Source organism: Agrobacterium sp. FDAARGOS_525 (assembly GCF_003938925.1).
In the GTDB taxonomy this organism is placed as follows: Bacteria; Pseudomonadota; Alphaproteobacteria; order Rhizobiales; family Rhizobiaceae; genus Agrobacterium; species Agrobacterium pusense.
The window spans coordinates 620,001-640,204 of the sequence record NZ_RKIU01000003.1; the positions used below are offsets into that span (position 1 = coordinate 620,001).

Annotated in this window: 18 protein-coding genes and 1 pseudogene; 7 read left to right on the forward strand and 12 right to left on the reverse strand. The window is 59.7% G+C overall.

Features of this window, described 5'->3' with window-relative positions:
* The first annotated feature begins 4 nt into the window (after positions 1–4).
* The 7 genes from EGT36_RS04305 to EGT36_RS04335 all read left to right on the forward strand — a co-directional run bounded on the left by EGT36_RS04305 (position 5) and on the right by EGT36_RS04335 (position 8,256).
* Positions 5–1,081 carry an ABC transporter ATP-binding protein gene (locus EGT36_RS04305; protein ID WP_125270081.1) on the forward strand — a complete coding sequence of 359 codons (1,077 nt, stop codon included), beginning with the start codon at positions 5–7 and terminating at the stop codon, positions 1,079–1,081.
* Positions 1,082–1,131: 50 nt separating this feature from the next.
* Positions 1,132–2,400 carry an ABC transporter substrate-binding protein gene (locus tag EGT36_RS04310; protein ID WP_125270082.1) on the forward strand — a complete coding sequence of 423 codons (1,269 nt, stop codon included), beginning with the start codon at positions 1,132–1,134 and terminating at the stop codon, positions 2,398–2,400.
* A gap of 65 nt (positions 2,401–2,465) precedes the next feature.
* Positions 2,466–3,356, forward strand: a complete 891-nt coding sequence (locus tag EGT36_RS04315; RefSeq protein ID WP_125270083.1) for a carbohydrate ABC transporter permease — start codon at positions 2,466–2,468, stop codon at positions 3,354–3,356.
* Positions 3,353–4,207 (forward strand): carbohydrate ABC transporter permease, encoded by an 855-nt coding sequence (locus tag EGT36_RS04320; RefSeq protein WP_125270084.1) that lies wholly within the window; start codon positions 3,353–3,355, stop codon positions 4,205–4,207. Before EGT36_RS04315 ends, EGT36_RS04320 begins: the two co-directional genes overlap by 4 nt.
* A 66-nt stretch (positions 4,208–4,273) precedes the next feature.
* On the forward strand, positions 4,274–5,494 hold the full coding sequence (gene uxuA / locus EGT36_RS04325) for a mannonate dehydratase (protein ID WP_125270085.1): 1,221 nt from the start codon (positions 4,274–4,276) through the stop codon (positions 5,492–5,494).
* Positions 5,494–6,924 carry a mannitol dehydrogenase family protein gene (locus EGT36_RS04330; protein WP_125270086.1) on the forward strand — a complete coding sequence of 477 codons (1,431 nt, stop codon included), beginning with the start codon at positions 5,494–5,496 and terminating at the stop codon, positions 6,922–6,924. The genes uxuA and EGT36_RS04330 overlap by 1 nt, the downstream gene beginning before the upstream one ends.
* A gap of 855 nt (positions 6,925–7,779) precedes the next feature.
* Positions 7,780–8,256, forward strand: coding sequence for a hypothetical protein (locus EGT36_RS04335; protein WP_210211222.1), 477 nt, complete (start codon positions 7,780–7,782; stop codon positions 8,254–8,256).
* A 4-nt stretch (positions 8,257–8,260) separates the two neighbouring features.
* Here EGT36_RS04335 and EGT36_RS04340 read toward each other — a convergent pair whose 3' ends face one another.
* The 12 genes and pseudogenes from EGT36_RS04340 to EGT36_RS04395 form a co-directional block, all read right to left on the reverse strand.
* Positions 8,261–9,112, reverse strand: coding sequence for a hypothetical protein (locus EGT36_RS04340; protein WP_125270087.1), 852 nt, complete (start codon positions 9,110–9,112; stop codon positions 8,261–8,263).
* Complete coding sequence (locus EGT36_RS04345) at positions 9,109–9,621, reverse strand: GNAT family N-acetyltransferase (protein ID WP_125270088.1); 513 nt, start codon at positions 9,619–9,621, stop codon at positions 9,109–9,111. Before EGT36_RS04345 ends, EGT36_RS04340 begins: the two co-directional genes overlap by 4 nt.
* Before the next feature lie 3 nt (positions 9,622–9,624).
* Positions 9,625–9,924, reverse strand: a complete 300-nt coding sequence (locus EGT36_RS04350) for a type II toxin-antitoxin system TacA family antitoxin (RefSeq protein ID WP_125270089.1) — start codon at positions 9,922–9,924, stop codon at positions 9,625–9,627.
* Positions 9,925–10,081: 157 nt separating this feature from the next.
* Positions 10,082–11,134: pseudogene (locus tag EGT36_RS04355) on the reverse strand (type IIL restriction-modification enzyme MmeI); the annotation flags it as partial.
* On the reverse strand, positions 11,131–11,316 hold the full coding sequence (locus tag EGT36_RS04360; RefSeq protein ID WP_273786576.1) for a hypothetical protein: 186 nt from the start codon (positions 11,314–11,316) through the stop codon (positions 11,131–11,133). The gene EGT36_RS04360 and the pseudogene EGT36_RS04355, both read right to left, overlap by 4 nt.
* A gap of 258 nt (positions 11,317–11,574) precedes the next feature.
* Positions 11,575–13,905: a hypothetical protein gene (locus EGT36_RS04365; RefSeq protein WP_125270090.1), complete on the reverse strand. Its 2,331-nt coding sequence runs from the start codon at positions 13,903–13,905 to the stop codon at positions 11,575–11,577.
* A 218-nt stretch (positions 13,906–14,123) separates the two neighbouring features.
* Entirely contained in the window at positions 14,124–14,435 is a 312-nt protein-coding gene (locus tag EGT36_RS04370; RefSeq protein WP_125270091.1) for a hypothetical protein, read from the reverse strand.
* 401 nt (positions 14,436–14,836) lie between these two features.
* Positions 14,837–15,763 carry a DUF429 domain-containing protein gene (locus EGT36_RS04375; RefSeq protein ID WP_125270092.1) on the reverse strand — a complete coding sequence of 309 codons (927 nt, stop codon included), beginning with the start codon at positions 15,761–15,763 and terminating at the stop codon, positions 14,837–14,839.
* Positions 15,764–15,789: 26 nt separating this feature from the next.
* Positions 15,790–16,605: an ATP-dependent metallopeptidase FtsH/Yme1/Tma family protein gene (locus tag EGT36_RS04380; protein WP_125270093.1), complete on the reverse strand. Its 816-nt coding sequence runs from the start codon at positions 16,603–16,605 to the stop codon at positions 15,790–15,792.
* Positions 16,602–18,467, reverse strand: coding sequence for an ATP-binding protein (locus EGT36_RS04385; protein WP_125270094.1), 1,866 nt, complete (start codon positions 18,465–18,467; stop codon positions 16,602–16,604). The genes EGT36_RS04380 and EGT36_RS04385 overlap by 4 nt, the downstream gene beginning before the upstream one ends.
* Positions 18,467–18,823, reverse strand: coding sequence for a hypothetical protein (locus tag EGT36_RS04390; protein WP_125270095.1), 357 nt, complete (start codon positions 18,821–18,823; stop codon positions 18,467–18,469). Before EGT36_RS04390 ends, EGT36_RS04385 begins: the two co-directional genes overlap by 1 nt.
* A gap of 123 nt (positions 18,824–18,946) precedes the next feature.
* Positions 18,947–20,107, reverse strand: a complete 1,161-nt coding sequence (locus tag EGT36_RS04395; RefSeq protein WP_286083566.1) for a hypothetical protein — start codon at positions 20,105–20,107, stop codon at positions 18,947–18,949.
* Between the last annotated feature and the right edge of the window lie 97 nt (positions 20,108–20,204).

Sequence of the window (20,204 nt, forward strand, 5' to 3'; positions counted from 1 at the left end):
TAAGATGGCACGGGTGGAAATCAGAAAACTGCATAAACATTACGGCGACTTTCACGCCCTGCGCGATCTCAACGTTGCGATGGAAGATGGGGAGTTCGTCGTGCTCGTCGGACCTTCCGGTTGCGGAAAATCCACCCTCCTCAGAATGATTGCGGGGCTTGAGGATGTTTCGGACGGTCAGATCCATATCGATGGCCGGGTGATCAACGACGTCGAGTCGAAAGACCGCGATATCGCGATGGTGTTCCAGAACTACGCGCTTTATCCGCACATGACCGTTTACGACAACATGGCGTTCTCGATGAAGCTGCGCCGCGCCCCGGCCGACCGCATCCGCACGGAAGTCGAAGCCGCAGCCGGAATCCTTGGCCTCAGCGACTATCTGGGGCGCTATCCCCGCCAGCTTTCGGGCGGCCAGCGCCAGCGCGTCGCCATGGGACGCGCAATCGTGCGCAAGCCGAAGGTCTTCCTGTTTGACGAACCGCTCTCAAATCTGGACGCGAAGTTGCGCGTGAAGATGCGCTCGGAGATCAAGTCGCTGCACCGCCGGCTGGGTAACACGATGATCTACGTTACCCATGACCAGGTCGAAGCCATGACGATGGCGGACAGGATCGTGGTCATGCAGGGCGGCATCATCGAGCAGGTCGGCTCCCCGCTGGAACTGTACGACCGGCCCGCCAACCTCTTCGTCGCAGGCTTCATCGGCTCCCCGGCAATGAATTTTCTCGAAGGACTTTCGACGGAAACGGATTTCGTGATGCGGAACGGTACAAAAATCCCGCTGCCGACACGATTGGGCCGCTCCTCGGGTGAGGTGCTGCTCGGCATCAGGCCCGAAAGCCTGCTCCTCTGCACCGCGGACGATCCAGCCCGCATCGAGGCCTCAATTGTTTCCGTGGAGCCCACGGGCGCGGAAAGCCACGCTACGCTGACACTCGGCGGACAGGAAGTGACCGCCGTTTTCCGGGAAAGATTGCCGGACAATCCGGGTGGCACCCTATCGCTGAAACTATCACCTGCCGGAACGCACCTGTTCGACAAGACAACCGGGGCAAGAATCGAAAGCGATCAGCGCTAACCAATAAATACAACGATAAAAACAGTCGATTTCGTAAGAGGAGAACAGAAATGGCATTGCATCCCTTCAAGACACTACCCATTGCCGCACTTCTGGCTGGCCTTTCCTGGACAGCGCAGGCGGAAACCCTGACGCTTTGGGGCGGATCACCCGAGCTCGAACCCTTCTACAAATATGTAGCCGGACAAATGAAAGCCGCACATCCGGATTTCGAGCTGAAAGTCGAAACCATCAGTCTGCGCGAACATGAAAAGCGCCTGGCGTTTGCGCTGCCCGCTGGTTCTGCTGCCGATATCGTTGAAATGCAGTCCGAGGCACCGCGTTACGTGCAGTCCGGCCTGCTGGCGCCCGCGCCGGATAAAGTGGCCGCCTTCGTGAAAGACCCGAAAAACTTCAACTCCGTCTATTCCGCTGCCGTCTCGGATGGCGGGCATATCTATGGCGTACCGCTTTATCACGGCCAGGCGGCGCTCTATTACAACACCGAGAAATTCGCCAAGGCCGGTCTCTCCGGCGCGCCGAAGACCATGGAGCAATATTCCGAATATGCCGCCAAACTGACCGAGCGGGATGCTTCCGGAAACCCCACCGCCAGCGGCTGGTCCATGCGCCTGTCCGGTGGTGGCCAGGGCATCAGCGAAAAGTTCTGGATCAATCTTCATCAATTCGGCGGCACGCTGATCGAGAAGAAGGGCGAAGGCTGGAAAGCGGCGATTGCTAGCGAAGCCGGCCGAAAGACACTGAAGCAATATCTCGATCAGCTTTTTGTAGCCAAAACCGTCAGCCCGCAGATGAAGGCGGATGCGGAAGCATTCGAACTTGGGCAGACCGCGATGTTCATTCGCGAGTCCTGGGTCATCGGCGACATCGCCAAGAAGGCGCCGAACCTGAAATATGCGACCGCGCCGCTACCGAAGGGCTCACTGGTAGTGCCGGCGTCGCTGTTTGTGCCAGCCGAAAACGATCGCAGCGCACTTGCCTGGGAGTTCGTCGAAAAGACGAATTCGCCTGAGAACCTGCAATGGCTGCTACAGAATGTCGGCTGGCTGCCGTCGCGGGACAATATCGACTACGCGGCCGTGATCGCCCATAACCCGGCTCTGGAAGCATTTGCCGCCCCGCCCAAGGATTACACCTATTTCAGCCTGCCGCCGATTGCGCCCTCCAGCGAAATATTGACCCGTTTCGCCGCCCGTCTCGAAGCCGCTTTCGCCAATCCGGCGCTCGCGACGGACGATGCAGGTATCGATCGTGTGCTTGCCGACGCGGCCAAGGAGATCGACTCCATTCTGGAACGGGAAGGCCTGTTGGCGAAATAATCGCCAGCGCCTGAAGCAATGTGCCGGGGACAGCAAGGCTGTCCCCGCGACGAAAGGACCGTCAGATGAAACGCCGGAAACAATTGACCTTCGTGATAAGTGCGCTGGCCGTGCCGCTGACGCTGTTCGTGCTCGTCCGGGTCGTGCCTATCTTCGAGACGTTACGGCTCAGCCTGTTCAAATGGGATATCATTTCCCGCAACAAGCCATTTATCGGCCTCGCCAATTTTCAGGAACTTGCGAGCGATCCGCTGTTCCTCGAAGCCCTGCGCAACACCACGATCATCGCTGTCGGTGTGCTGGCCTTGACAATCCCCCTCGCGCTCGGTCTCGCCGCCCTCATTCAATATCGCTTTGGCAGCGCATTGGCGGGTTTTTACGAGACCAGCGTCTTCATTCCCCATATCGTATCGCTCGTGCCGGCCGCCATGGCCTGGAAATGGGTTTTCGATGCGCAACTCGGGCCGTTGAATGCTTTCCTCGGCTTCTTTGGCATACCTGCACAGGCCTGGCTTTTTGACCCCGTCTGGTCAATCGTCTGCATCATCGTTTTATGCTCCTGGCAGGCACTTGGATACGCAGTCCTGATCTTCCTGATCGGCCTGCGCAACATCCCGGTTTCGCTCTACGAGGCCGCCCGGCTGGACGGTGCGACGGCATGGGAATGTTTCCGGCACATCTCCGTGCCGCAACTACGGCCCGTGACACTTTATGTATCGGTTGTCACGATGATCGCCGCCTTCAATATTTACGGCCAGGCTTTCGTGCTCGCCTCGGACTCGCAGGGCGCGCCGGGCAAGCTCGTCAGGGTGTTGGTGCTCGACATGCTGGAAAACAGCTTCCGCAATTACCGCGTCGGATACGCTGCAGCGGAAGCCGTGGTGCTTCTCGCCATCGTGCTTTTTCTGACGGCCGGTCAATTCGTTTTCTTCCGTGACAAGGCGACACGCCGATGAACCACACGTTACAGAACCCAAAATCCGGGCGTTTTTCCTTCCGCAAACTCATCGTGGATGTCATTCTGACAGTTTTCGGCATCTTGATGATCCTGCCGCTCATCATGCTCACCGCCAATGCCTTCAAGACCCCGGCGGAACTGCTGGCATGGCCGCCGCGGCTCATACCGCAATCGCCAACGCTGGATAATTTCTCCTCCGTCATCACCGAAACGCCGCTTTTGATCTGGATGGGCAACAGTCTTGCCTTCGCGGCCATTTCGACGGTTGCTATCGTTCTTACATCGTCCATCACCGGTTATGTCCTGGCAAAATTCCGTTTCCCCGGCGTAAACCTGATATTCTTCGGTGTCCTCGCAACCGCCATCGTGCCCTTCGAAGTATATATGATACCGCTTTATCTCGGTGTGCGGCAGCTGGGATTACTGAACTCCCTCGGCGGACTCCTGGCCGGCTACCTGGTGATGAGCTTCGGTATCTTCCTCGTTCGCCAATACGCGATTTCGTCCATCCCCGACGAACTGATGGAGGCCGCGCGCATGGACGGCGCCGGGGAATGGTGGATTTTCTTCCGTATCGTCCTGCCGCTGATGCGCGGTCCGATCGGCACACTGACCGTTCTCGCCTTCTTTCAGGCATGGACAACCTTCGCCTGGCCGATGGTCGTCAATACCGCCCGCGACAAATACGTTCTCGAGGTGGGGCTTGCCCTTTTCCAGACGGGCTTCACCGTCGATCTCGGTCGCCTCAGCGCCGCCGCAGCCCTGTCGCTTATTCCGAGCGTCATTTTCTTCGGCGCGATGCGGCGGAACTTCGTCAAAGGCGTCGCCGCCAGCGGCATGAAGGAATAGCGGGAGGCAAACCTTCCCTTTCCTCCTTCGCCAAACTCCACTCATGCACTCAGAAAAGGACTAAAAATGCGGCAGACTTGGCGTTGGTTCGGCCCTTCCGATCCGGTATCGATCGATGACATGCTGCAAGCCGGGGTCGAAGATGTCGTCACGGCGCTACACCACGTCCCGCCCGGAGAAGTATGGTCACCGGAGGAAATCGCCCAGCGCCAGCGGGAACTCTCCATCATGCGTGACAATCAGCCATCTGGCCTCACCTGGGAGGTGGTGGAAAGCCTGCCTGTTTCGGAAGATATCAAACGCCAGAGCGGAGCCTGGCGCGCACATATCGAAAACTGGAAGACCAGCCTTTCCCATCTCGCCGATGCCGGCATCCGTACGATCTGCTACAATTTCATGCCCGTTCTCGACTGGACGCGCACGGATCTTGCCTACCGCCTCGGCAACGGTGCAACCTGCATGCGCTTCGATGCCGTGGATTTCGCCGCCTTCGATCTTTTCCTGCTCGAACGCCCCGAGGCCCACGGGGATTTCGATGCCGAGTTGATCGAAGAGGCACGGCAGCGTTTTGCGGAGATGGATGATGCCCGCAGGCAGCAGCTTGTCGCAAACATCGTGTCCGGCCTGCCCGGAGCGGCGACCCACATGACCATCGATGAGGTCAAGGCGCATCTTGATCTCTATAGCGGCATCTCCGCCGACCGGCTGCGCCAGAACCTGCTGGATTTTCTGGGCGAGGTCTCACCTTTCGCCGAGGATCTCGGTGTAAGACTATGCTGCCACCCGGACGATCCACCATTCCCGCTGCTCGGCCTGCCGCGTATCATGTCGACCGAAAAAGACTATCGCGGCCTGATCGAAGCCATCGACATACCTGCAAACGGCATCACGCTCTGCACCGGCTCGCTTGGCGTCCGCAGGGACAACGATCTGCCAGGCATGATGGCGAGGCTCGGCAGCCGCGTGCATTTCCTGCATCTGCGCAATGTGGCGCTGGAAGACAGACGCGCCGGCGGCTCCTTTCATGAAGCCGCCCATCTGGAAGGCAATACCGATATGGTTGCCGTCGTCGCCGCAATACTTGCCGAGGAAGCCAAACGCAAACGGCAAGGCCGGGACGACTGGCAGATACCGTTCCGCCCGGACCACGGCCAGAACATCCTTGATGATCATGTTCGCCAGACCCGGCCCGGCTATCCGGCCATCGGCCGCCTCAAGGGACTTGCGGAACTGCGCGGCATCATGACAGCCATATCCCATCCGATGTTTTCCGGAGAACGCAACTGATGAGGCTGAGCGCCGCGAGCAAGCCAATTGACGACAGACCTGCCCGATGGCCGGGTTATCGGCCGGAAGCGCATGGTTATGGCATTGTCCATATCGGGCTCGGCAATTTCGCGCGTGCGCATCTGCTATCCTACACCGATGATGCACTCGCGGCGGCGGGGGGCGATTGGCGCGTCATCGGCGCCTCCCTGCGGGGCTCAGCGCTCGGCGGTCTCCTTTCGCCGCAGAATTACCGCTATACGCTGCTGGAAAAAGGCGCCGAAAGGAAAGCATCGGTGATCGGCTCGCTTCATTCGATAATTTCAGGGCAGGAGCGTATCCCCGACCTGCTCGCTACCATGAGCGCACCTCAATGCCGCATTGTCAGCCTGACGGTGACGGAGAAGGGTTACGCGCTGGCCGGGCATGGTCGCCTCGACACCGCTCACCCGGATATCATCCACGATCTATCGGAACCCGGATCGCCCCGTGGCGTCATCGGTGTGATCTCGGCGGCACTCGCCATGCGCCACGCAAACGGCCTCCCCCCCTTTACAACCATCAGCTGCGACAACCTTCCCGATAATGGACGAAAACTGAGGGAAGGCGTGCTGGAATTCACCCGCATCGCCCACAGGCAGTCCCTTGCAGAGTGGATTGCAGCGGAAGCAGCCTTTCCTTCCACCGTCGTCGACAGGATTACCCCGACCCCGGTCGAAACGACCTCTGCGCTGGCCCTCGCAGAAACCGGTTATGACGATTTTTCCGCCGTGGAAACAGAACCCTTCCGCCAATGGATCATCGAAGACAGTTTTTCCGCCGGACGCCCGGCATGGGACGCGGTCGGAGCAATATTGGTGCCGGATATCCGCGATTACGAGCGCATGAAATTATGGATGCTGAACGGCACCCACTCGCTGATCGCCTACTGCGGCTGCCTCAGGGGCAAGCCCTTCGTCAGGGATGTGATGGCGGATTCGGATCTGAAGGCGCTGGTCTCCCGACACCTACAGGCGGCATCGGCCGCGATCGGGCAACTCGGCATCGACCTCTCGGACTATGCCGAGAAGCTGAAGGCGCGTTTCTCCAATCCAGCAATCGCACATGCGGCCGCCCAGATCGCCATGGATGGCACCCAGAAACTCCCCCAAAGACTGACCGCCCCTGCCCTCGTAGCCCTCGAACGCGGTACCGACTTCCAGCCTTTTGCTTTCGCAATCGCCGCCTGGATCGTCTACGCCGAACGCTGGGCAAGGGGTCTGGCAAATTATGAGATATGCGATCCGCAAAGTGAGATTATTCACGATCTATTATCGAACCCCACCGAAGATGCGAAGCTTCTGTCGGCCGTTCACGGAAACTTTCCGTTGATTTTACCGGCGAGGCTTATGGGCGGCGATTTCGAGGCGGCAATACGAGGATATCTGCTCAAACTAAGATATTGGTCCTAGGCTCAGGACCCATCATCGATCCAACAGCAACATTTTGCGGCTATAAGGATTGCCGATAGGCGGGTATGGGCGCATTGATTGTGTCATGTAGCAATGCGCCCACAGGCCTTGATCCTGCCGAACATAGTCTCGATACTGCGTCGTTGCTTGCACGTCGGTGCAGGTCTGTTTTCCTTACGCCAGTGACCGCTTGCGGGGCGAAATAGCAGTAGCGCTACCGCCCAGGATTTCAAAGCATTGTCTTGCTCTTGAACGGATCCGTCGAGTTCCATCGCAAGTTGAGCTGCTTTTCCATCTGGCGCTGATCCAGCGCAAAATGGCTACGATGCAATAGCCAACGAGTTGCCGAGAAGGTGGGTCATCCCAAATCGCACAAGTGGGTCAATCCGTCACGCAAATCAACAGACGCAATGAAGTCGAAGGAATGGACTGGGTGCGCCGCCACGATCGGTACGAATAGCAGTCCTTACGTTTGCCTATGCAATTCCGGCGAGCAGTGATGGGGGAGGATACCTTTGTCACTTTGTGGATCGCCACGTCGATGCCCAAAAACGCGCGGGGGCGAAAGGCATGGGAGGTTCCTGTCTCGTACGGGATCCAAACGAAGAAATCCCCGCGACACGCGCGGGGATTTTCCAGTTCTCTAGCGTCAGGAATTTTTGTGGCTCTGCTGACCCGCCTTCACATGCTGCTCGTGTGTGCCACCGCGGGTTTCACCATTATCGCCATTTTTAGAGGCCGATGCCGACTGCGAACGATTGTCGCTGTTCTTGTGGCTCTGCTGGCCAGCCTTCACGTGCTGTTCGTGCGTACCATGTCAATCGGCGTCGTAACGTCCATGCCTAATCACACCACATGCGGCTGCCGGCGGCAGTCGAGGAACGCGAAGCGAAGCTCGCCGAGGTCGGCGCTGAGCCTGTTGAGGGAGAGTCTCGCCGCGTCACGCAGCTTCGCAAGCTGCGAGCCGTCCCATATGCTGAATTGATCGCCTTGGATCGTTTCATTGACGGACACACACCTTTCGCGACCAAGCATGGCGTGAAGGGAGCAGAATTCGAGAACGTGCTTGTGATCGTCGGGCGCGGGTGGAACAAGTACAATTTCGCCCAGACCCTTGAATGGATCGATGACGGCCCGCCCGCTGACAAGCAAGAGTTTTTCGAAAACAATCGCAACCTCTTCTACGTTGCCTGTTCACGCCCGAAGGTTCGACTGGCTCTGTTGTTCACGCAAATTCTAAGCGCAAACGCGATGGCGAAACTCAACGAATGGTTCGGTGCGGAAAACGTCGTCGCGCTGCCGGCTGATCCACCGCCGCCGGCGACGCAGTGACGGGTCAGTCATCATGGACGTTTGAGAAAAGCGCCCTGCTCTGCTCCTCAACAAGTTTTTCAAAGGCGCTGTAGCATTCGCCCAAGCAAATGCACTGCTCGTTCAATGCCGGAATAAGCATATCGAGCGTGAGTGGCAGGCTACCGCCGATGCCGTAGCGCGGACGGGATTGATCGGGGATACGCTCTCGTTTGACCATTTGCGTTATACCGAGCTCGATGCGTGGCGTGAAGCGATGCGTGTGCTTGCTTCGAAACTCCTCCGTCCTGGTTTTGAAATTGCCGTCGTCCACCTTGTTGAGCGCCCGGATCAAGGCACGCCATCCACGCCAAGACTTTGTCAATTTTGACGCCCATTCTTCGTTGATGGCCCAGTCCTCGGGCAGCGTAGAAAAATCATCCGTCCATTCGTCGCGCAGACGGACTACATTTGCTTGATGGGATAAATGCGCAACTGCGAAATAGAACCTGGCCTTTAACGTGTACGGGCTAAGAAGCGCCATCGTGGCCAAATCCTGCACGAACTCGTGGAGGATCTCGTTCTTTTGGTGAAGATCCAAACTGACCATCACCTTTTTCCATGCTTCGAGCCTTGTCGTTACGCCGATCAGATGATTGATTCCATTGGCGAGGTCTCGCGCGGCCTCCTCGGCCAGGTCTCGATAGGCCATTTGCTGCAATCCAAATTCGGCATCCAGCCGGATGGTTTGAGGCGCGCGAAACCAACCATATGGCATGAAAGAGATGCAAGGCGAGGTATTGCGCAGGAGCGCTCGATATTCAGCAAATTTTGCAGCGAGAAAGTCATCAACCTTCTCATCCATCCTGCCGTCTTTGTGTACCGTCGGATCGCTCAACGGACTGTCCCTTCAGCAAGGGAGACAGCGACATCACCGAGCGAGCGAAACAGCACGAGATGGTCATCTTTGGACGCCATGAACCCTCGCCGCCGCCAAAATTCCGCCGCCCCTTCATCGACGGCGTTGACCATCAAGGCCCGCCCCCCGATCAACGCTGCGGCTTCAACGCAGCGCTGGAGTGCGTGTTTTACCAGACCTGTGCCAATGCCTTGCCCCGCCCACTCCGTATCGGTAGCGAGTTGGCCAAGAAGCAAACAGGGAACGGGATCGGGCGGCTGGCCCGTGCGGATCGAGCGCGGCAGGATCGAAGGAACGACGGCCGTTGGCGCTAAGCCGTAATACCCGACAACGCGCCCGGCCTCGTGGACAACGAGAACCGCCGTGAAGCCTTTTTCCTGATTGGAAAGGGCGCGTGTCTTCAACCAGTGATCAAGCGTAGGTTTGCCGCAGGAGAATGCGGAAACGTCATGCTCGGCAGAAAGCGGTTCAGGAGCCGACAGCGTCACGGCTCACCGCTTTGCGACGTAGCCAGATTCCCAAGGTGCCGGCCGCTTGGCCAGTTCCACCATCTCGGGAACGGACGCACCCGGACGGGACAGGACATCCATGAAGTCGGCAAAGCCCTCAGGGCTCATGCGGATGAGTCCCTGCTCCATGACGACCTCCTCGGCCGCGCGCACGGCGGCGTCGCGCACGAAATCGGTACGCGAACGACCGCGGAGGTTTGCGGCGCGGTCGATTATTGCGACGTCCGCCTCCGGCAGGCGCATCGAGATGGGGTATTCCTTGCGTTCGACGGTGCTAGCCATAATGATCTCCTTGCGAGCAAGATAATCGCTTGTATCGCCAATTGCAATACGATATCCTCAAGCTCGTCGAGAAGCGTTCCGATAATAGCTGCGGGAGCAATCGCATGGGCCAAGAGCAGGTTTTAGGGGATTTTCGCAGGTTATTTCGCTATGCCAGCGCCGGATCAAAAACACGGATACGTGCCATTCGGTTGCGCAGGTTCAGAAGCTTGCGGGCATTGTCTCCCGCTTCTTCAAGCTGTTCCCGCAGATCATCCAGAAACAGAGGATTGAGGACCTTCAAGATGTTCGGCACACTGGTGTAGTGCATGCCGAGCGCGCCTCGCTCCTCGTCATCGGCCACAGCCTGAATCATCGACCCGAAAATGTCGGGATTGATCTTCTTCCAATCGAGCTTCCCGACATGCAGCAGGTACGAGCGGGCGATCTTGGGAAAGCGGGGAACTTCGGTGCTGCCGGAGAATAGGCCGCCGTTCACATAGGGGAAGTCATTTGCCCACCGCGCGATACTGGCGCTCGCTCGATCCTCCCGTTTGGTGTTCATCGCGCGAAAAATCTCGCTGATCACCTCATGGGTGTTCGAGCTGTCCTTGTCGCTCATCTTCTCGATGGTCGCGGTGAACAGATCATCCTTCAGGAAGATATCGGTATCTTCGGCAAAGAAGCTGAAGATCAGGCGGGCCATGAAATGGTTCATGTCATGGCGGCGGGCGGCAGAACTCCATTCGGGATTGTCTTTCAAAAGCTCGATATAGAGCCGGTTCAGTCGCCCTGTCGCCTTGATGTCGAAGGCGCTTTCGCGGATTTGTTTGACCGTGGAGATGCCTGCAAGCGGCAGGAACACACCGAAATGATCCGGGAAATCCGGGTAGTCGCAAACAACGACCTCGCCCGTGTTCAGGTCTTCCGCCTGGAATTCCTTGCCGTCAGTGGCGAGCACGAACTTCGCCTTGGCGCGTGTTGTCGCCGGGCTCGCCCTGAGCTTGCCGAGCATCTCGGTCACCGCCCCCTCGGGCGCAACGGCGATATGGATATTGCTGGTCTGGAGAACGCCGCCAAGATCGGATTTGTTGGTTTCACCACTGCGGAGACGCCGTAGGGTCGTCTCCTTCGCCCCAAACGCCTGAAGGAACGCGAACGGAAATTCGTCTGCGTCAAACAGCTGTTCGGCGAGAGCCGATATGGCTTCTTCGATCTCTACGGCGTTCATTCTTCACCCCTTGGCGCGACGTGCATTTCGCCGATGGTCTCGGCCTGGCCAGCGCGCTGCATTCTTCTTGCCGCAATGTATTCCCGCATGAATTCCCGGATGACCTGGGCGGCAGGGCGATCCTGCTCGCGGCACATCTTCAGAAATTCATCGCGAAGCTCCCGCTCGACACGGATTCGCATTCCGGCATCTTTTTCCTTCATGAGTCGGAGTGTAGCCTTTGGCTACACATCAGGCCAAGATGGATAGCCGCATAAAAGGGAAGTTATCCGCAATTTCAACTATGGGGCGCGGCAACTTGGATGAGATTCACCATTGTAGGCTATACCCGCCCGGATCTTATGAACGGGCGAGTAGAGGCTCGTGATCCATTAGCAATGAAGACTCTCCCTTCTTGCTGCGAAAGACGCCGGAAATAATTTCCGACGCCTCCTTCTTCGTTAAGCAGCTTCCCAGACCTGGTTCAGGATACGCGCCGCAAGTGCCGCCTTGTCCTGCGGGAGAAAGCGCCCGTAGTGCTTGGCGACCATTTCGGCGGTGTCCTGTATGGCGTAGCTCGCCTGCTCATAGGAGCCAGTCTGCTTCAGGATATGGGTTGCCAGAACGTCACGGACATTGTGAGGCCCGTGCGGGAGCAGCCCCTTGATCGCGCCTCGTCCGGTATAGGGGTTGTAGATGCCGTAGCGCTGAATGGTGTGACGCCAGGCCTCGTAGAAACTCGTCGTGTCATAGGCCGCGTTTGTGCTGGTCGTCTTGACAGTCTTGACGAAGAACGTGCCGGGATCCGCAGCCGACCGTAACAGAACGGAGCGGTGCCTATCGACATAGGCGTCGATGTACTTGTAGAGATCCAGGAGGTCCGGAAGCACGAGCCGAAACGGCTTGTCGCCAAAGAAGGACGAGTGTGCGTTCTTGAAGGCGACAGCAGGAATGAAGACCTCCCAGCCACCTTCCCGATCACTCCACCGGATTTCGCCCCGCTTCATCTTTTCCAGTGCGCGTTCTGAACGCGGCATCGAACCTTTCGGGTTGAGCATCAGTTGCCGGAGGTTCTTCTGGCGAAGCCCAAGATGCAATCCCAATCTCAGCATCAGAAATGATCGCACCGCTTCGGCGGCCGGCCGAGGATAACGATGCTCATCCGGCATCAGGCGAATGATCTCCTCGGTGATTTTACGGTACTCGCCAACGGGGCTTGCCGCCTCGAGGACCGGCATGATCGGCTCGAACGGATCGCGATGGACGCGAGCGATCCGCTGGATTTCCTTGACGCGGTGGGCAGCATGCTTGTGGAAGTCGTCGCAGGCACCGTGCCAGTCCGCACTCGCATAGTTGATCTCATTTTGCGAAACGAGGCCGGCAATCGGTTGAACCCGCACCAGAAGCTCCGGATGCTGCCGAAGCCATCCGGTCCCCTCCTTGGTGATCGCCAAGGCGATCCGCAACATGTCAACTTCCCACGCGGTGAAGAAGCCGCGGCGCGTCTCCCGCCACTGCAGATACCAATCCCAGACGCCGGGGAAAATGAGGAGCCCGAACGTCAACTGCCGGACCGGTACCCCGTAGCCCTTCACCTCTCCATCTCTGGATGCTGCAAGGGCACCGAACATCAGCCCGAGATGCTCGATCTTCTGCGAGGCAGTTTCTTCGCCCCAAACCCCGTTTCGCTGAAAGCCGACCGACGTCAGAGCCGACGTCTTGAAGCGCACCAGGTCGGCCATTTCCATGGCAAGTGACGGTGGCGCTTCTATCACGCCTGACAGCAAGTCAGGATCCTCGACCCAGGTCTGCTCATAGTTCGCAGGCACAACGATCTTACCGTCGCGTGGGGACCGCCCACCATAGGAGACGCCAGGGAAGCGGATGGCATAGCGCTGCTTGGCGGCTGCTGCCTGGTACTTCCGGTAGTCGGTCGTGCCGCTGATAATAACCCGCCGTACCCAGTCGACGATCTCCTCCCTCTTCTGGAAGGACAGCGTGTTGAAATCCTCAGGAAGATGCCAGGCAATACGACGACGCTCCGCGGGCTCTATTCCGGAAAGCTCAAACCCGGATGCCGATCGCGAAGGGTGTGCAAGTTTAGATTTGAAGTAGCCAGCCGGGAGCCGGTACCGTCGCTCAATCCGCGACAGGATCTCAAAACTATCGACAGTCCGCGGCACCTTCCGGCCTTCGATCCAGCTTAACAGCGTTGTCTTTTCCGTAACGTCATCCGGACCGGTGATGGCACGATGGAGCGTCCAGTACGTTTCGCCATGGCGCCGGAGCTGGAGCTGTAGCGCCTCGGAGAATTCCGTCGGATCTTCCTTGACGTTGAACAGCGCTTCTGGGAATTCGAGATTTGTGCCTGGACTTGCTGCGGTAGCCCCCGATGCTGGTTTGGGCTGGTTCTGGGGCGCGCGAGCTGGTCGCGGACTTGTGGGCACCGCCTTCGTCCTCGGCGTCTTTTGTGTTCGACGGTCTTCGGCGTCTGCTGCCGTGGCTAAGAGGCGCGTGTCCCGGATCCACCGACTAATGGCGTCAAAGGCTGGATCGATCTGACGCGCGTTGCCCGCAAGCAGATGGGTGTCCAGGCCGCAGGCTGCCGCGACAACTTGCCAGTCTGTCCTGCCGCTGGTTCTTGGCGCCGGTCTCCTCGTCTGAATGAGCGTGTGCAAATACCACTTCAGCCGGGGAAGTTCGGCGTCCTTGAAAAACGGCGCCAGCCGCAGTTGGCAGAAGGCATCGATCTTGCGTTGAAAGGCTTTGGCAGAAAATTGGTTCATTTCCATTCACGTCGCTGTTGTTGTTCATCCCGCAGAGGCGGGGCACGCGAGCTATGCGAATGGAGTTAACCTCCGGTAACCGAGGGTTCCGTAGGCGAATGGCTTCATAAAAACGATTCAGTTGCAAACGGCGTTTCACGAAGTAACGGGGGGACGAAGTCCCAAATGATAACGCCGTTTGCACAAATAGTTGGTGATCAGGCGGAGCAGATAGCCAGAAATCATCAGCCCCGCAGGTGAGGCTTACTTCGAAAGGGCTGGTCGTCGCGGGCATAGCGATCGACGAGATCATCGAAGACCTCGTCCGCTGCCCGCTCGTCAAAGCCCTGGTCAACGAGAACCCCGACAACGGCGTCGCCCAGCTCCTCTATCCAGTCCTGTCGTCCCTGGTCGAGATAGCTAGTGATCGTCCAGAACAGCATCGCTCGCGCGACGTCGTCGCGATCCGGGCGCCGCTCTGCCCGATTCCGGTCCCTCAGCCGCTGCTGCCGTTCCCTCTGCTTGGCGTTCCGCTCCTCCAAGGTCTGCCGCGCCATGTTTATCCTCCCCCTGTTTTCGTTGATGGCACTCTTATGCTCAGGGGACCGGCGGCATGGCGCAAGGCGTTTGTCGCCGAAACGGAATCATCGTGTTTTGAATCGGAATTTTCGAGTTTGGAATCGAATGAGCGCAATTTGTTTCAGGTTGCGGGCGCGTCGAGATAAGTTGCCCGCGATCGCGCGTCTATGTTGATGGCTCCGGACGCACGGTGTCCGACCCTTTCGATAAGAAGTGAATCGGAGATATGGAAAAATGAAACGTTCGCCCAGAGTTTGGAAACGTTGCGCTCGACGTTCGAATCGCCCGCCCGGAGGTTCGAATCGAATGAGCGCAATTTGTCTCGAGTTGCGAGCAACCTGCATCAAATCATTTCGCCGTCGATCAACGTGCGGGAGACTTAAGCCTGCTGACCGAGGATCCAGCCTTCCCACGTTTTGACATCATCAGCTTCCGGTACCCCTTCGCCCCGTCGGCCATCGACGACGTCGATCATGCCAAGCAGGCCGACCGCCGCGTCGAACCGGTCCTCACCGTCCTTGCCGTTTCCGAAACCCTCGCTGATCAGACTTTGGAGTTCGCTCCCGTCGACATGTGGCCTGTTCTTCAGCCACCGCATCAGATGACTTGCCACGGACCGGCGTCCGTCTTGCTGTCGCTTACTCCATACCGGACGTCGAGGTATCCCAAGCTGGCCGCAGACGTCGCCGGGATATGTCTCGGCGACTACGGTGGCGCCCGGCATCATCAGGTCATGGAGCGTTCCGTCGAACGGCCATAGCGATAGCTTCTCGAGGTTCGGGAGGATGATTTCGCGCCAACCGGCTAGTGCGGCCTTCCCCACTTGGTTGCCGCCGAGCGTCCAAAACAGCATACAGGCGTCGCCGCGATCCGGCGTCGCCCGCTCGCAGCGGCGCAGTAGATCCTTACCGCTCAGCCCTAAAGCGTCGAAAAGGTGCTGCCGCTGCGTGCCCCCAGGCCGCATGGGATAAAACGGTCGATCGATGGTGATTTGGTCGCGATGCTCCGCGACGTCACACCATCGCGCAAAGCGCGAGTGCCCGAGTGACCGCAAAAAGGAACGAAAGTCGGGCACACCTAAAGCGCTGCCGTATGCGGCAGGAAGCCCGATCGGGAAGTCGAACCCCATCAGCACCGAAGCGTCTGCTCCCGAACCTCGCCGCAGCCGATGTGTAAGGTTCCGCGTGTCGCCGACGGGCTCCGGCGCCGAAAGGACCCATGTCTCGCCCTGCCGAACCGCAACGCACATCCACCGCTTCCTGCCGTCGATACTCCAGTCGCAATGTGCGATAACCGTTACAGACATTCCGTCCTCCAAACCTCGCTCAGGATTTACGAGTCGGCGACAAGGATGTCGATAACGGCCTGACCATCAAGGGCCTGGGCGTCGAAGAGTTCGCGAACCAGCCGGACGAAGGCCTGCCGGTTCTCGATGATGACCTCCGTCGCCCGTGCCTGCGCGAACTCGAGCCGCCGATGCACGCGCTCTGCCAGCTCGGCGTCGCGACTGAGAATTGCGGTGGGATTCTTGTGCTCGATATATAGCAGCGGATGGCGGCCACCAAACCCGAGCGCCTGCTCCATATCGAGCGCAATGCGAGTTGCGCGTGCGAGGTCGCTCTCTTCGGCGCCGCCGGAGCCTCCGGAGACGGTCTTGAGCACGATGCGTTCAGCCGCGCGGCCAGCCATCAGCATGGCCAGCAGCCGCTCATACCAAACTTCGGTATCAGGTGCGTTGGTCGCAAAGGTCACTGCATTGTGGCCGCCCTCCTTGGCGTCGATCGTCAGCCCCTTGATCGACCCGAGCCGCAGAGCGTGATGCACGACCGCATGACCGGACTCGTGGATGGCGAAGCGCCATCGGATATCGTACGCGACCGGCGGGCGGTGACCGCGAATGCCCGCTTCGATGTCTACATAAGTGAGGCGGCGCTTTTCTCGGCGAGCTTTCAATCGTGCTTCACGCACGATCCGTTCGATGTCGGCGCCAGTCAGGCCCATTGCTCGTGTTGCCAGACGCCGGAGCGTCTCAGCCACCGGGCTGTCACCGGTGATCGTCTCTGGCGTGTCGATGTCGCGCTCGACGTCATCCTCCAGGAGGACCTCGATCTCGTCCATCGAGCCGCCAATTTTGGTGTTTCCCGTCATGGCTGACCTCCGATCTGGGTGTCCGACATGGCGACGGCATCGAGGTCGCTGCCCAGATGATGGGCGAGGATGCCTGCGAGCGTCTGAATATCGGGGCGCGGGATCTCGATTTGCGTTTCCAGCCGCCCCGAGCGGCGGATCGCATCATCGATCTCGTCCGGCCGGTTCGTCGCACCGACGACGATGACGCCGTCAGTTTTCAGGGCGCCGTCGAGAAGCTCCAACAATTTGTTGACGCACGCATTCCAATAGTCGGCATAGGACCTCGACGCCGGAGCCCGTTTGCCGATGCCGTCGATCTCGTCGATGAACACGATGCACGGCGCCTGGCGCCGGGCCTCGGCGAACGTGTTTGCCATGCGATCGAGCACATCATGCAGATACTCGCCCTGCAGCCAGGTCGAGACCGACGTCACGACCAACGGCACCTGCAGCGTATTACAGAGGGCGCGTGCGAAGGTCGTCTTACCAGTCCCTGGGGGTCCCGAGAGAAGCAGCTTGGTGCTCATCTGCGACCACGCCAGCTCGCCGCCGAGATAATCCGCGAGATCGGCTTTCAGGCCGAGCGCCCAGTCTTTTGCTGCACCGTAGCCTGTTAGCGTCTCAACGCGCAGCACGGGCAGCGCAGCCGGCCTCGATACATCAGCGATAGGCTCCGGCTGGATCACCTCGGCGCCGGTTGGCTTGCTCTTCGATTTCGCCTTGCCCTTGGACGAGGAGGTCGACGTCGATGCCGCGCGATCACCGGTGTTGCCGCCATCCCGCGACGTCTGCTCTCTTCGCTCGCTTGGGCTCTGCGTGATCAGCCGCCGCGAGGCATCAGCCTTGTCTCCATTCTTGTCATCTTCCTTGTCCCCGCGATTAAGCGCCGCCAGTCCGGCAAGCGCATCAAGGCTGGAGAGGATTGGGCGTCCTGGGCGGATGGCGATGGCGAGATCGTCGAGCGTCAGCCCCTCCGCATCGATCCCCGCGATGTAACTGTCGTGGCGCATGACCGCCTCGCGGCCATAGATGGCTTCGAGCAGGTCGGCGATCAGCAGACGGTCGATCCCCGCACCCGTCAATCGGACGTCGCAGCTCAGATCGACCTGACCGGGAATGCCAGTGTGTGTCTCCGACGCGGCGAGCACCGGCGTGCCATCCGCCAAAGCCCGCAGCAATTGCCCGCGCAGTGCGGCTCGGCTCGGACGGTTGGTCTCTCCGGCTGCGACCTGCAGGAAGACGCGTTTGGTCTCGCTATCCACCCACCTCCAGAGATCGTCGGTGAAAGCAAAATCCGCCGCCACGCCCGTGTAAGGTCCGTGCGGCACGATGCCGGTGTCTTCGATGAGCTGCGACAAGGCCCGCTCAAAGCCATCGGCGAGGACCGCTACGGAGAAGACGGGTGCGGGCTGCCGCAGGATCGCGACCAGATCGCGCAGTGTCACGCCCGATTGCTCCAGTGCCGCGGCAAGCAGCAGAAGGGTAGCCATATGCTTGATGCTCGGATTATACCCTGCTTCCGCAACGACTCGAACCGCGTAGGGATGTGCAGCCGTGTCAGCAGCCTCAATGTTTGCCGGATGCCGTCTGAGGTGATCTGGCCACACCGGCACGGCTGGTACGAGAACGGGCCGACCGTTTCCGTCCTGCGGCGCCTCGATCAGAAAGCCGGCAAGATGATCTCGTACCCAACGCCGGTCCTGCTCGGCATCCCCCGTGAGATACCAGAGATCGAAGGCGGGACTGAAGCGGCTGACGACATGACCGTCGACGATGGCAGTGCTCAGCGTCAGCAGCCCGTTGCGGACTGCGAGCCGACGGACGGCCCGCCGCTCGACATGGGCCAAGCGCCGTAGCAGGTAGGAAGAAAACCGATCCATCAACGATCCTCCCTCATGGCTGGGTGAACGGAAACAATTTCCCTCGGCACGCCTTGACGAGCGGCCGTCCGATGACTGGCGCCGGCCCTTCTGTTGAGGCAGTTGAGAACCAACCGGCAAGTGGGATCGCCGGATTCTGCCAGGCGGCGGAGTGGTTCCAGCACCACGGAAGGAATCTCGCGCATGTTCGATGACCCCTGCCGGGAAAAGGCAAGCGCGAGGCCAACGATCAGAGCTGGGTCGTCCTGCGGACGAGGAGCCACATGAGGCTGATTGGGCTTGGAAGCTCTCGAGCCGCCCGGCTTGAGGCGGGCAAATGTCGATGGTGCTTGGGTGGACATGATGTCTGCGGGCATGCAGGATCTCCTCGCCGGTCCGGCTTCGCGGACGGCGTTTTCAGAGGATGATGGGAACGGGAGAGGCTGCCGCGGCGTCACGCGCCGCAGCTATGGCCTCATCCCAGCAACGGTGGGGTCGCCTCAGGCGTCGAGCAGGCGCCGGGCAAAGCCAATGCGGATGTGCTCCGGCGGCCAGGAGACGCTGTCGTCCGTCAGCGCTTCCGGATCATCGCGACCATCATCGTCATCATCGAAGCTCGATCCTTCGCAGTCGCCGCAACGGCATCCGGGTCCGTGATCCTCGGTGTCGCCGGTGGCGTCCTCGCAGACCATCACGCGTGGGATCGCCCGCAGCGTCCCAAAGCGGCGCGCATGGAGCGACGTCGTGAAGGCAGCGGCGGCCAGCGGTGGGGTGGCCGTCAACATTGGCGTCTCCGGGAGACCAAGCGCAAGGCGAGCCTCAGCCTCGAGAAGCTGTTGCACGCGGCGCCCGAAGCGCAGGCGCAGTTCCGCCATGCAGGTCGCGGCGCCATCGATCTCCAGAAGATCGTCGATTTCCGAGAGCGCCCAGACACCCGCCGCATGATCGCTCGGACGGCTGGCGCCATCGATGATCGCGACACCGACCGTCTCGACCATCAGCCGCTTCTGCGTTTTGTAGAGCCAGTCCGGCAGCACCATGGCCGATGCCAGCATCTTGAGCTTCAGCTCTTCGAGCCGGCTGGTGTCTCCGTAGGAGGCGAGTGAGCGCTTGAGGTCCAGCACGAAGGCGGCCCGTCTGGCGCGGTTCACGACGATAAGGTCGGGCGTGTAACTACCTTTAGCCGGTGCTTCGCAATCAAGCCGCACACCCTCGAGCTGGCGCCAGTCATTGCCGGCCACCGCCTCGATCGCGGCCTTCACCAACGGCAGTTTGATCGACTGCATGAGAACGATCAGATCCGGATTGACCTTGGCCAACCGTTCGACGGCCTGCTCGAGAAGCTTGCCTTCGCGGAAGCTGACGGCGCGCACGAGCGACGCAACATTGACGTAGTGCCCGAGGATCTCGTCTTCCACCGGCTCACCGTCAGCGATGGCAGCGATGGCCTTGTCGATCAGCACGTCGAAGTCCGCCTCGACGTCCGGGTACCGCACCGGATGCGGGTAGCGACGCAGCACCGGCGGTTCTGCCCGAACAGCAAAGCGCTCACCAAAATGGCGGCTCGACGCCGAGCCGGCGGCAAAAGACATGGTGGAGGACGCCGCAGTGGCAGCGCGCAGAACTTCCCCGGCTGGGGTCTTGGCAGTATGAATGGTCACAGCCCGATTCCTTTTCATAGAAGGCTTGAGGGTCAGGCCCTTGGCAGCGTTGGCGCGCTGCCTTGGGCCGCTTGGCTTCATCAGTGAAGCCCTTCTT